Here is a 12,403-nt window from a genome sequence, read left to right on the forward strand (position 1 = left end):
TTGGCCAATAATTCTACTCTGACCCTAATTGTCCGAGTGGCTACTGGCCAATAATTCTACTCTGACCCTAATTATGAGAGGGTGAAGCCGGCGGAGAGGCTGTAGCCTTCGCCGTAGGCGCTGCGCAGGGGGAGGTCCTGGCCGAGGCCGGAACGGGCTTTCTTGCGCAGGCGGTAGACCAGCATGTCGACCCGGCGGCTGGCGTCCGGGTCTTCGCCGCCCATGCCGGCCACGATCACGTGGCGCGGTACCGGGCGGGTGTTGATCGTCAACAGGTGCAGGAAATTACACTCTTTTTCGGTCAGGTCGATCACCTTGCCCATCAGCTCGAGCTGGCGCGCGCTCACGCGCAGGGTCCACTTGCTCGGGGTCGGGGCCGGATCGGGCGGACGCACGCGGCGGTCCAGGGCTTCGATGTGGGCCGCCAGTTCGGGGAACTTGATCGGCTTGGTCAAATAATGGTCGGCGCCCAGGCGCAGGCCCAGGATGCGGTGGTCGAACGCCACCCGGCCCGTCAGCACCAGCAGGCCGATCTCCGGATACAGCTGGCGCATGCGCGGAATCACATTGAAACCGTCCTCGTCCGGCAAGCCAAGGTCGAGCACGACCACCGCGGCCGGGGTGCGCGTCAGCGCCGCCCACATTTCGCTGGCGGTCCTGGCGATCGTCACGTCATGGTCGAGCTCCTTCAGGAACTCGGCCATGTCGTCGGCGTATTCGCCATTGTCTTCAACAATCAGTATCTGCGTCATGCCTTGGCCATATTATTCTTTAACCCGATGATGATACCAATGGTAGCGTTATCCTTGCCGGGTCGCGGTCCGATTATCGTTGCTGAGGCTGCCTGAAGCAAGGAGTTGTTCCTCTACAATGCCAAAGCAGGCATCCACAGGCGGAATTCGGCGCCTGCGCCTTCCGCTCCCGGCGCCAGGCTCAGCACACCGCCATGCACCTCGACGATCGAGCGCGCCATGTACAGACCGAGGCCGCTGCCGGGCAGGCCGGCGGCGTTGCGGCCGCGGTAGCCCTTGTCGAACACCCGTGCCACGTCTTCCAGCGGCACGCCGGCGCCGCCGTCGATCACCGCCAGCTCGACCCCGCCGCCGCTGCGCCGCGCACGCAGGATCACGGGCGCCGACGGCGGCGAAAACGCCAGCGCATTATCGATCAAGACCTTCAGCGCCAGCCGCAGGCCTTCCGGCTCCCCGCGCAGGGTCAGTGGAAGCTCCTCCAGCCGCAGCGCGGCTTCGCGTCCGGCCGCGCGAATCTGGGTGGCGCCGCTTTCCACCAGGTCGCGCACGGTGATCGTGTTCGGCTGGCGCGCGCGGCCCAGGGCGGTCATGCGGTCCGGCGACAGGTATTCGTCGAGCATCCCGATCAGGCGGTCGACCGCGGCGCCGATCTTGCGGTAGCGCGTGCGCGTGGGCTCGTCGGCGTGGCTCGACGTCGCCTCGAGGCGCTGGATGGCGCCGTCGATGGTGGCCAGCGGGGTGCGGAATTCATGGTTGAGCATGCTGGCAAAGCGCTTCTGCTCGCTTTGATGGTCGCGCCGCGCCGACAGGTCGCGCAGCTGGCCGACCAGGGTCGGGGCAGCATCGGCCGACACCGTGGCCAGTCCTTCCAGCGCCAGTGGCCGGCCTTCGGCGTCGAACAGGTCGAATTCGCGCTGGCTGCGCGCACCGGGCTCGCCACCGGCCGCCTCGCGCAGCCAGGCCGCGAGCGGCGCCAGGGGCGAGACAACATCGCCGTCGAGCGCACGCTGCAGCGCCTCGCGGTCGAAGCCGCTCAGCGCGCCGAAGGCGGGACTGAGATACAGGAAGCGGCGCGCCGGCAGCGCAATGGCGAAGGCCGCGTCGCCGCCCAGTTCGGCTATCGCGCGGAACTGCCGCGCCGGCAAGGCCTCGTCGTCTTGGCTACCCGACGCGGGGGACTGGACGGCGGTATCGAGGCTGGACATGATCGGGATCTTTCTTAACCAACTAGCAAGTATTTGAGGTTTACCACGAAGTATATAGCTGTGGGACAATATTTGTGAACTATATCGCCAAGATCATTTCATGATCTGCTCGATTAGATATTGAACAATAGGCGCTAGCTTAAGTGGGAAATAAACAAATGCGCCACGCAGATTGTAGTTGAGGGATAATTCGCGCACCATGAACGATACCGCAACCCTCCCCCCGCTCCCAGACCGGCTGTCGATCGACCCGAGCAGCCCTTTCCACAACCGTGACGTGTTCCAGCACGAGATCGGCATTCGCTTCAACGACAAGGATCGCTACGACGTCGAAGAATATTGTCTCAGCGAAGGCTGGATCAAGGTCGCCGCCGGCAAGACCCTCGATCGCAAGGGCAAGCCGATGCTCATCAAGCTCAAGGGCAAGGTCGAAGCTTTCTACAAATGATTCAAGGGCCGCATGCGGCCCTTTTTCACGCGGCCTCGCGCCGCTTCCCTTCCCTTCCCCGCCAGCGCTCAGGCCAGCGAGCGCGACGCCAGCTCCAGCCCCAGTCCGATCAGGAACGCCAGGAAGCACTGCCTGAAGCGTTTGGCGCTGATGCGCGCCCGGATCGCCTGCCCCAGCCACATTCCCAGCAGCGCCGGCGCGATGGCCAGCGCCGACAGGCCCAATTGCTCGAATGCGAAGGCGCCGTGGGTTGCCAGGCCGATGGCCAGCGCCACGGTCGATACGGTGAACGACAGGCCGAGCGCCTGCACCAGTTCATCCTTGTCCAGCCGCAGCGCCTGCAGATAGGGCACGGCCGGCACCACGAACACGCCGGTGGCGCCGGTGACCAGTCCCGTCGCCACGCCCACCACCGGCCCCAGCCAGACTTCATGTCGCCGCGGCAGCACCAGACTCGGCGCCGCCAGCGCGTAGCCGGCGTACAGGATCAGGGTCAGGCCCAGCGCCAGGCTCGCCGTCTGCGGATCGACCCGCGCCAGCAACACCACGCCACCGGCCGTGCCGACCACGGTCCCCAGCAGCATCGGCCACAGGCGGGTCACCAGCCGGAGAACGCCCGGGCCCGCCGTCATCTGCAGGACGTTGGTCACGAAGGACGGCAGCACCAGCAGCGCGGCGGCGGCGGCCGGCGTCATGGCCATTCCCAGCAGGCCCATGGCCACCGTGGGCAGGCCCATGCCGGTGACGCCCTTGACCAGGCCCGCGGCCGGGAAAGTCGCGGCCAGGCTGGCCAGCAGGAAGGTAGATTCGTTCATGGCGCGTATTGAACCAGCGCGCCAGGCCCGGCACAATGCGGTTTTCACGTCGTTGCCTTCGGCCTCTCCGAAGGCAACGAAAGACAATAAAGGGCATCCCATGCGCCTCGACCTGGCCGACCTGCAGCTGTTCCTGTGCATCCTCGACGCCGGCAGCATCTCGGCCGGCGCCGCGCGCGCCAACCTGGCGCTGGCCTCGGCCAGCGAGCGGCTGCGCAGCATCGAGCTCGATACCGGCGTGACGCTGTTCGAACGCCGTCCGCGTGGCGTGGTCGCCACCCAGGCCGGCGAGGCGCTGGCCCACCACGCACGCCTCATCTTGCGCCAGCAGGCGCTGCTCAAGGGCGAGCTGCGCGACTTCGCGCAGGGTGCCCAGGGCACGCTGCACCTGCATGCCAATACCGCGGCGCTGGCCGAATTCCTGCCGCGCCGCCTGGCGCCCTGGCTGGCCGAGCGGCCGCGCCTGCACGTCGAACTGAAGGAGCGCACCAGCGCCGACATCGTGCGCGCGATCGCGGCCGGACTGGTCGAGGCCGGCGTGGTGTCGGATGCGGTCGAGGCGCCGGGCCTGCACCTGCAGCCGGTCGAACGGGATCACCTGGTGCTGATCATGGCGCCGGGCCACCGGCTGGCGGCAGCGAACGCGCTGCGCCTGGCGGACGTGCTGCATGAAGCCTTCGTCGGGCTCACGCACGGCAGCGCCTTGCAGGACTATATCGACGCGCAGGCGCTGGACGCCGGCCGCGCGCTGGCGCTGCGCATCCAGATGACGACGTTCACGGGATTATGCGAGATGGTGGGGCATGGCGTGGGCATCGGGATCGTGCCGCAGAACGTGGCCAGCCGCAACCGGCGCAGCCATGGCTTGCGCACGATCACGCTCGACGAACCGTGGGCGCGGCGCCAGCTATGCCTGTGCTGGAAGGACTGGGATGACTTGTCGTCACCAATGCGCAGCCTGCTCACTCACCTTGGTGGAACGCCGCCTGCTGCATAAGCACGTCGTTACCTCCACTGGAGGTAACGACGTGCATGCGTTACGGTGAAGAGGTAGCGGATTAATCGTCCAGTGGCGCGAAGATCGCCTGCAGGTCTTCCTGCGTCAACGCCATCTTCTGCGACTCGCCTTCGGACAGGATCGACTGCGCCAGCTCGGACTTCTTCTGCTGCAGCAGCTGGATTTTTTCTTCCAGCGTGCCTTTCGCGATCAGCTTGTACACGAACACCGGCTTGTCTTGCCCGATGCGCCAGGCGCGGTCGGTCGCTTGATTTTCGGCCGCCGGGTTCCACCACGGGTCGTAGTGGATCACGGTGTCGGCCGCTGTAAGATTGAGTCCTACCCCGCCGGCTTTCAGGCTGATCAGGAAGATCGGCACCGCGCCTTGCTGGAAGGCCGCTACCTGGGCCGAGCGGTCGCGCGTCTCGCCGGTGAGGATGGCGTACGGGATGTTGCGCGCGTCGAGTTCTTCCTCGATCAGGCCGAGCATGCTGGTGAACTGCGAGAACACGAGGATCTTGCGGCCCTCGCCCAGCAGGTCTTCGACCATCTGCATCAAGTCGGTCAGCTTGGCCGATATCGCCGCCGTGTTCTTCTTGGACGGCATCGACTTGACCAGGCGCGGATCGCAGCAGACCTGGCGCAGCTTGAGCAGCGCCTCGAGGATGACGATCTGGCTGCGCGCCACGCCCTTGCGGTCGATCTCGTCGCGCACCTTCTTGTCCATCGCCAGGCGCACGGTCTCGTACAGGTCGCGCTGCGGGCCGGACAGCTCGATGCGGCGCACCATCTCGGTCTTCTCTGGCAGTTCCTTGGCCACGTGGTCTTTCGTGCGGCGCAGCAGGAAGGGACGGATGCGGCGGTTCAGCAGCGTGCGGCGCACCGGATCGTCTTGCCGCTCGATCGGATGGCGGAACTGCGTGTTGAAGGTCTTCTCGTCGCCCAGCAGGCCCGGGAGCAGGAAGTGGAACTGCGACCACAGCTCGCCCAGGTGGTTCTCGAGCGGGGTGCCCGACAGGCACAGGCGATGGCTGGCGTCGAGCGAGCCGGCCGTCTGCGCCGCCTTGGAGCGGGTGTTCTTGATGTAGTGCGATTCGTCCAGGATCACCAGGTGGTAGTGGTGCTTGCGCAGTTCTTCTTCATCGCGCGGCAGCAGCGCATAGGTGGTCAGGACGATGTCGGCGCCGTCGATCTGGTCGAACTGGTCCATGCGCTCCTTGCCCTGCAGGAGCAGCACCTTGAGGCTCGGCGCGAAGCGCGCGGCCTCGTCGAACCAGTTGGCCATCAGGCTGGTCGGGGCGATCACGAGGGCCGGGCTGGTGAGACGGCCGGCTTCTTTCTCGGTGAGGATGTGGGCCAGCGTCTGCACCGTCTTGCCCAGACCCATATCGTCGGCCAGGATGCCGCCCAGGTCATACTCGCGCAGGAACTGCATCCACGACAGGCCGTCGAGCTGGTAGTCGCGCAAGGTGGCCTGCAAGCCGGCAGGCGCCTCGACCTTCTTCACGGCCCCGAACTGGCTCAGTTTGCGGCCGGTTTCACGCAAGCGCTCGCCGCCGGTCCAGCGCAGATCGACGCCGCGCGCCAGCTCTTCGAGGCGCGCCGCATCCAGCGTGGACAGGCGCAGCTTGCCCTTGATCTTGTCGTTGAAGTACAGCTCGCCCAGGGTGGCGAGGATCGGCTTGAGGCGGCCCCACGGCAACGCCACGCGCACGCCGTCAGGCAGGACGGCCAGCATCTGGTCGGCTTCGGCATGGGCCGCCAGCACGGCCGGGTCGAATTCGAGCGGCGCGCTGCGGATCAGCTGTACCAGCACCGGCAGCAGCGGCACGCGCTTCTTCGCCACCACGATGCCCAGTTCCAGCTCGAACCAGGCATTGCCTGCTTCAGCCGGTTCGTCGATGTCGGCATACCAGTCTTCTACCGGGACGACGTCATACCGGTACTTGTTCGATTTCTGCAGGTGCCAGCCGGCGTCGGACAGCGCGTCGACGTCGTTCTCGGCGAAGCGCAGCCAGTGCGCCTGGCTTTCGAGCTGCAGCGCACCGGCCATGGCGTTGAACGGGGCGGTGGCCGGCTTGCGAAAGCCAATCTCGCCCAGTTTATCGAGGGCGTCGCTCTCGGCCTTCGGGTCGCGTTCGATGATTTCGGTGAGGTCGCCGATCTGGCGCACCACGCGCTGCGACGGGTCGAACGAGACGCGCTGGCCGTCGTAGTCGAAGGCCAGCACGGCGAAGTCCTGCCAGCGAGTGACGTTGCCGTCGGCGAGCTGCACGGCGTCGAGCAGCAGGTGCGGAATCGGCTTGACGTCGTTCCTCAGGCGTTGCGTGAGCGGCTGCGGCAATGGCATCAGCCCCTGCAGGCCGTGGGCCAGCAGCAGCTGCGAGACGCGTTTCTTATCGGTGCCGGTCAGGGCCGGGGCTTGCGCCACCAGGGCCTGCAGTTCGGCCAGCGAGATGTCGATGCCGCCGCGATTGAGGTCGAGCGGCCCGCAGGACAGGTTGTCGATGTACCACGGCGGATCGGTCGGCAGCATGTAGTCGATCTGGTCGGCCGCGCTGTGGGTGGCGGCGCCACCGACCGGCTCCACCGACCATCCGAGCTTGGACACGCGGCCTTCGTCGCGCCAGGCCAGGCTGGCCAGGCGGGTCGGGCCGCCCTGCAGCGGGTAGACCAGGCCGCTGGCCATGTCGGACCACGAGTTCGCCCACAGCAGCTTGCCCTGGTCGAGCAGCATCTGCAGCAGGATCGCGCCCACTTTGCCTTTCGGTTCGGTGGCGCTGGTGCCCTGGGCCGACCCGCTGCGCATGGCGATGAAGAAGCGCACCAGGTCGACGTCGTCGCCTTCGAGGTAGCTGGGGGGCGCCGACAGCAACGAGAACACTTCGCTGACCGGGCTGGCTGCGGCCACGTCGCCGTTCGGACGCAGGCGCGCCTTGCACAGGCACAGCGCGACGTGGCGGCCGCCGCTGGTGGGCGCCATGACGTAGACGAATTTGTATTGCGCGGCCTTGGGGTCGACGACTTCATCGGTCAGCTTCGGCTGGGGGTGGGCCGCAGCCTCGACCCGTTGCAGCCAGCTCACCACCGGCGCCGGAAGAGCCGGGGAACGTGCGGGGGCGCGGACCGGAGGTGCGTCGCTGGCTTTCTCGCGAAGATAATCGACTGTGGTCATTGGGTCTCGTGGCTGCGTATCAAAAAAGGCAATAAACGGCATTATCTCGCATACGAACACTTCCGTTTTGTTCGGAATCGCACGTAGCGGACAAATCTCATCCGTGCGCAATGCGCACGCTTTCACCTCAACCGGTTGTTCTCTCATGTCCGCGACACGCTGTCAAGACTGGCGCATCGTCGATGAGGGCGTATCATTGACCGCTTGGTCACCGATACAACGATTCAGACATGCTGCCCTCCATCGAACAACGCCTCGCCCAAGAACTCGCCGCCCGCCCAGCCCAAGTGGCCGCCGCCATCGCCTTGCTCGACGAAGGCGCCACCGTGCCCTTCATCGCGCGCTACCGCAAGGAGGCCACGGGCGGCCTCGACGACATCCAGCTGCGCCTGCTCGAAGAACGCCTGCGCTACCTGCGCGAGCTCGAAGACCGGCGCGCCACGATCGTCGCGTCGATCACGGAACAGAACAAGATGACGCCCGAGCTGATGCAGGCCATCGCCATGGCGGAAGACAAGACCCGCCTCGAAGACCTGTACCTGCCCTACAAGCAGAAGCGCCGCACCAAGGCCCAGATCGCGATCGAGGCCGGCCTGGCGCCGCTGGCGGAGACTCTGCTGGCCGATCCGGCCCTGAACCCGGAGCAAGTCGCTAGTGAATACCTGCGCGAGGCATTCACCAATGCCGACGGCGGCGCCAACCCCGGCGTGGCGGACAACAAGGCCGCCCTGGACGGCGCGCGCCAGATCCTGATGGAGCGTTTTGCCGAGGATGCCGAACTTCTGCAATCGCTGCGCGAGTACGTGCAGGACCACGGCGTGGTCGAATCGAAGGTCGTCGCCGGCAAGGAAGACGAAGGCGAAAAATTCGCCGACTACTTCGACTACAACGAGCCCCTCGCCGCCGTGCCGTCGCACCGCGCGCTGGCCCTGCTGCGCGGCCGCCGCGAGGGCGTACTGGACGTCTCCCTGCGCCTGGATTCGGAACCCGAGAAGCCGAAGTGGGATGCGCCGCTGAACCCGTGCGAGGGCCGCATCGCGGCGCGCTTCGGCATCAAGGCGCAGGGCCGCCCGGCCGACAAGTGGCTGCAGGACACCGCGCGCTGGACCTGGCGCGTGAAAAGCTTCATGCACCTGGATACCGAGTTGATGGGCGCCCTGCGCGACAAGGCGGAACAGGACGCGATCGGCGTCTTCGCGCGCAACCTGAAAGCCCTGCTGCTAGCGGCGCCGGCCGGCCAGCGCGCCACCATGGGCCTCGATCCGGGCCTGCGCACCGGCGTGAAAGTGGCCGTGGTCGACGCCACCGGCAAGGTAGTCGATACCGCCACCGTCTATCCGCACCAGCCGCGCAACGACTGGCATGGCGCGCTGCACACGCTGGGCCAGCTGGCGGCGAAGCACAATGTGTCGCTGATCTCGATCGGCAACGGCACCGGCTCGCGCGAGACCGACAAGCTGGCGCAAGACCTGATCAAGCAAAACCAGGAACTCAAGCTGACCAAGATCGTGGTGTCCGAAGCGGGCGCCTCGGTCTATTCGGCGTCCGAATTCGCCTCGCGCGAACTGCCCGACATGGACGTGTCGCTGCGTGGCGCGGTCTCGATCGCGCGCCGCCTGCAGGATCCACTGGCCGAGCTGGTCAAGATCGATCCGAAGTCGATCGGCGTCGGCCAGTACCAGCACGACGTCTCGCAGACCCAGCTCGCGCGCTCGCTCGACGCGGTGGTCGAGGATTGCGTGAATGCCGTGGGCGTGGACGTGAACACCGCCTCGGCGCCGCTGCTGGCGCGGGTCTCGGGCCTGTCGAACACGGTGGCCCAGGGCATCGTGGCCTACCGCGACGCCAACGGCGCCTTCGCCTCGCGCGCGGCGCTCAAGAAGGTACCCCGCCTGGGCGACAAGACCTTCGAGCAGGCGGCTGGCTTCCTGCGCGTGGTGAACGGCGCCAATCCGCTGGACGCATCGGCGGTGCACCCGGAATCGTATCCGGTGGTCGAGAAGATCCTGGCGGACGTGAAGCGCGACATGAAGACGGTGATCGGCGACGCCGGGCTGCTCAAGGGTTTGAATCCGTCGAAGTACGCGGACGACAAATTCGGCGTGCCGACCGTCAGCGACATCCTGAAGGAGCTGGAAAAACCGGGCCGTGACCCGCGTCCGGAATTCACCACCGCCACCTTCAAGGAAGGCGTGGAAGAGATCTCGGACCTACGTGTCGACATGATCCTGGAAGGCGTGGTGACCAATGTCGCGGCCTTCGGCGCTTTCGTGGACATCGGCGTGCACCAGGATGGCCTGGTGCACATCTCGGCGCTGTCGAACACCTTCGTGAAGGATCCGCACACGGTGGTCAAGGCCGGCCAGGTGGTCAAGGTCAAGGTGCTCGAGGTGGACCCCAAGCGCAAGCGCATCGCTCTGACCATGCGCCTGTCGGACAGCGCGCCGCAGGCTGGTGCGCGGCCGGAACAGCGCCCCGACCGCACGGACGCCAGGCGCGTGGCCCAGCACGGGCGCCAGGAACGTTCGGCGCCGCCGTCCAATAATGCGATGGCCGACGCCTTCGCCAAGCTGCGCGGAAAATAAGCGGATGCTGCGGCTGGCCAGCGTCGATCCGGACAGTCCCGATGCACGGCGGCTGGTCGCGGAACTCGACGCGGCGCTGGCCGCGGTCACGGGCGACAGCGGCGCCTCGTCGTTCGACCCGCAGGATTGCCGTGGGGCCGGCGCGGTCTTCGTGATCGCCTACGACACGCAAGACGCCGCGGTCGGCTGCGGCGCGCTGCGTCCGCTCGAAGAAGGGGTGGGTGAAATCAAGCGGATGTATGCGCGTCCCGGCAGCGGGGCCGGCGCGGCTATCCTGGCCGGGCTGGAACGGCAGGCCGCTGCCTGCGGCTACCATCGCCTGTCGCTGTCGACGCGGCGCGTCAACCTGCGCGCGGTCGGCTTCTATCAGCGCCACGGCTATCTGGAAGTGCCGCCTTACGGCCGCTACGTCGGCCGCGCCGTCTCGATCTGCCTGGGCAAGACGCTTATCCGCTGTGCTTCATGAACATGCCGATCAGGTAGACCGTCAGGCAGCCGAAGCCGATCAGGAGCATGCGCGCCTGCGGGATGGCCGGCAGGCCGGTCTTCTTGATATGCAGGGCGTCGCGCAGCAGCAGCACGGCATACACCAGGGCTGCCGCGCCGGACAGGATGTCGCCCACGCTGGAGCGCGTGATGCCACTATAGATGTTCAGCAGGCCGGGAATGCCCAGCAGGGCGGCGATCACGAAATTCATGTTCGGCGATGGTACGCGCGGGCGGGGTTGCTGCATCTTTACTCCAATAATCGAATGACAAACCGGACGATCATACCGCAATGCCGGCCGCATATCGTCATAAGCCAGGCAGTCTCAGGGTCGAGCCCTGGGTCATGATCTTCACCAGGAAGCTGCCGACGAAGGCGCCGAAGCAGACGTAGCCGATCAGGGTGACGCGCGGCGACTCCAGCAGCGCGGCGCGGCCGGCCTGGCGCTGCCAGGCGCACCAGGCCAGGTACAGCGCCATCATCAGGGGCCCTAGCGCGAAGAAGATACCGGCGAACCAGCCGCGTGAGAGGGCGCTGGCGATATCGAACAAGGCGGGCAGGCCGAGCACGGCCGCGAACACCCACATGGCCACTGGGGGCAAGGTAGCAAACGTCTTCATCGTGTTTCTTGATAATCTTGAACCAGTCGATGATACCGCAGACCGCCGGCTGCCGACGATGTCGCAAACTTGGCCCCCATCTGCGTGGGGGCGACTTGGCCAACTTCGTCGGCCAAGTCGTTATAGAATGTCGCCATCTACTTATTCCTTTTCTTCAAAGGCAGAATCAAATGAGCGACGTGCAAACCTGGATCAAAGAAACCGTGACCTCCACCCCGGTCGTGCTGTTCATGAAGGGCACCGCCCAGTTCCCGCAGTGCGGCTTCTCGGGCCGCGCCATCCAGATCCTGAAAGCCTGCGGCGTTGACAACGTTGCCACCGTCAACGTGCTGGACGACCCTGAAGTGCGCCAGGGCATCAAGGACTTCTCGAACTGGCCAACCGTGCCACAGCTGTACGTGAACGGCGAGTTCATCGGCGGCACCGACATCATGAACGAGATGTACGACTCCGGCGAACTGCAGGCCCTGCTGAAAAACGGCTGATCGCATGGCCGAGCGTCGGATCGTCATCGCCATCACCGGCGCGACCGGCGCGGCCTATGGCGTGCAGCTGCTGCGGCGGCTGCACGGCGCCCCGGGCGTCGAGACCCACCTGGTCGTTTCCGACGCCGCTTCCCTCACCCTGCACCAGGAACTCGGCCTGCAGCGGCGTGACGTCGAAGCACTGGCCCACGTCGTCCACCGCAACCGCGACGTCGGCGCCTCGATCGCCAGCGGCTCGTTCCAGACCGACGGCATGGTGATCGCCCCCTGCTCGATGAAAACGCTGGCGGCCGTCGCCCATGGCTTTTCTGACAACCTTGTGACACGCGCGGCCGACGTGATCCTCAAGGAACGCCGGCGCCTGGTCCTGATGGTGCGCGAAACGCCCTTCAACCTGGCACACTTGCGCAATATGACGGCCGTGACCGAAATGGGCGGCATCATCTTCCCTCCCCTGCCAAGCTTCTATCACCGACCGGCGACGATCGCGGACATGGTCGAGCACACGGTGGACCGTGTCGTGGATTTATTAGGGATAGAGAATGCCCAAGCCGCTCGCTGGGGCGGCATGAAGGGCGAACAAGACGCCTGAACGCGCGCCAGCGTCCTGCCGGCGCACGCGTTCAGCGTTTGTCGTCGTACTTGTCTTCGGACTTCTTCAACTCGCGCGCCTCTTCAAGCATTCGTCGCCGGGCATTGCGTTCTCGCATGACCTCGGCATGACGCGCTGCCGTCATGGGCGGCGCCGTCATCAAATCCTTGAGCTGGGCGGTATTGGCGTAGTTGTTTCGCATGCGTCAGCTGCTCCTGGGTGGTCCTGAGGCGGTGGCGAAC

At 66.1% G+C, this 12,403-nt stretch carries 13 protein-coding genes; 6 read left to right on the plus strand and 7 right to left on the minus strand.

The features are described 5' to 3' along the window. Positions 1 to 71: 71 nt before the first annotated feature. Together SOM61_RS13585 and SOM61_RS13590 are read right to left on the minus strand one after the other, a co-directional pair. Complete coding sequence (locus SOM61_RS13585; protein ID WP_123071179.1) at positions 72 to 752, minus strand: response regulator transcription factor; 681 nt, start codon at positions 750 to 752, stop codon at positions 72 to 74. A 113-nt stretch (positions 753 to 865) separates the two neighbouring features. Further along, on the minus strand, positions 866 to 1,957 hold the full coding sequence (locus SOM61_RS13590; protein ID WP_320474582.1) for a sensor histidine kinase: 1,092 nt from the start codon (positions 1,955 to 1,957) through the stop codon (positions 866 to 868). Positions 1,958 to 2,156: 199 nt separating this feature from the next. Here SOM61_RS13590 and SOM61_RS13595 point away from each other — a divergent pair, with 199 nt between their 5' ends. Continuing rightward, positions 2,157 to 2,405: a DUF3297 family protein gene (locus SOM61_RS13595; RefSeq protein WP_123071180.1), complete on the plus strand. Its 249-nt coding sequence runs from the start codon at positions 2,157 to 2,159 to the stop codon at positions 2,403 to 2,405. 68 nt (positions 2,406 to 2,473) lie between these two features. On the opposite strand, the gene SOM61_RS13600 is transcribed toward SOM61_RS13595, so the two are convergent. After that, a complete protein-coding gene (locus tag SOM61_RS13600; RefSeq protein ID WP_320474583.1) occupies positions 2,474 to 3,220 on the minus strand; it encodes a sulfite exporter TauE/SafE family protein in 747 nt (248 codons plus the stop codon). Between the two features lie 100 nt (positions 3,221 to 3,320). Here SOM61_RS13600 and SOM61_RS13605 point away from each other — a divergent pair, with 100 nt between their 5' ends. Next, a complete protein-coding gene (locus SOM61_RS13605; RefSeq protein ID WP_320474584.1) occupies positions 3,321 to 4,217 on the plus strand; it encodes a LysR family transcriptional regulator in 897 nt (298 codons plus the stop codon). Between the two features lie 61 nt (positions 4,218 to 4,278). Here SOM61_RS13605 and SOM61_RS13610 read toward each other — a convergent pair whose 3' ends face one another. Next, a complete protein-coding gene (locus SOM61_RS13610; protein ID WP_320474585.1) occupies positions 4,279 to 7,392 on the minus strand; it encodes a DEAD/DEAH box helicase in 3,114 nt (1,037 codons plus the stop codon). A gap of 230 nt (positions 7,393 to 7,622) precedes the next feature. On the opposite strand from SOM61_RS13610, the gene SOM61_RS13615 reads away from it, so the two are divergent. Together SOM61_RS13615 and SOM61_RS13620 are read left to right on the plus strand one after the other, a co-directional pair. Beyond that, a complete protein-coding gene (locus tag SOM61_RS13615; RefSeq protein WP_320474586.1) occupies positions 7,623 to 9,977 on the plus strand; it encodes a Tex family protein in 2,355 nt (784 codons plus the stop codon). A gap of 4 nt (positions 9,978 to 9,981) precedes the next feature. Further along, complete coding sequence (locus SOM61_RS13620; protein ID WP_320474587.1) at positions 9,982 to 10,443, plus strand: GNAT family N-acetyltransferase; 462 nt, start codon at positions 9,982 to 9,984, stop codon at positions 10,441 to 10,443. Here the strand turns inward: SOM61_RS13620 and SOM61_RS13625 are convergent. Continuing rightward, positions 10,424 to 10,711 (minus strand): hypothetical protein, encoded by a 288-nt coding sequence (locus tag SOM61_RS13625; RefSeq protein ID WP_320474588.1) that lies wholly within the window; start codon positions 10,709 to 10,711, stop codon positions 10,424 to 10,426. The two genes, SOM61_RS13620 and SOM61_RS13625, sit on opposite strands and share 20 nt — an antisense overlap. A gap of 61 nt (positions 10,712 to 10,772) precedes the next feature. Beyond that, entirely contained in the window at positions 10,773 to 11,084 is a 312-nt protein-coding gene (locus SOM61_RS13630) for a hypothetical protein (protein ID WP_320474589.1), read from the minus strand. Between the two features lie 170 nt (positions 11,085 to 11,254). Here SOM61_RS13630 and grxD point away from each other — a divergent pair, with 170 nt between their 5' ends. Then, positions 11,255 to 11,569 carry a Grx4 family monothiol glutaredoxin gene (gene grxD / locus SOM61_RS13635; protein ID WP_123070195.1) on the plus strand — a complete coding sequence of 105 codons (315 nt, stop codon included), beginning with the start codon at positions 11,255 to 11,257 and terminating at the stop codon, positions 11,567 to 11,569. 4 nt (positions 11,570 to 11,573) lie between these two features. Then, positions 11,574 to 12,161, plus strand: a complete 588-nt coding sequence (locus tag SOM61_RS13640) for a UbiX family flavin prenyltransferase (protein WP_320474590.1) — start codon at positions 11,574 to 11,576, stop codon at positions 12,159 to 12,161. Positions 12,162 to 12,192: 31 nt separating this feature from the next. Here SOM61_RS13640 and SOM61_RS13645 read toward each other — a convergent pair whose 3' ends face one another. Further along, positions 12,193 to 12,363 (minus strand): hypothetical protein, encoded by a 171-nt coding sequence (locus SOM61_RS13645; protein WP_320474591.1) that lies wholly within the window; start codon positions 12,361 to 12,363, stop codon positions 12,193 to 12,195. Positions 12,364 to 12,403: the final 40 nt, after the last annotated feature.

This window comes from Massilia sp. CFBP9012 (assembly GCF_034045115.1).
Classification (GTDB): domain Bacteria; phylum Pseudomonadota; class Gammaproteobacteria; order Burkholderiales; family Burkholderiaceae_D; genus Telluria.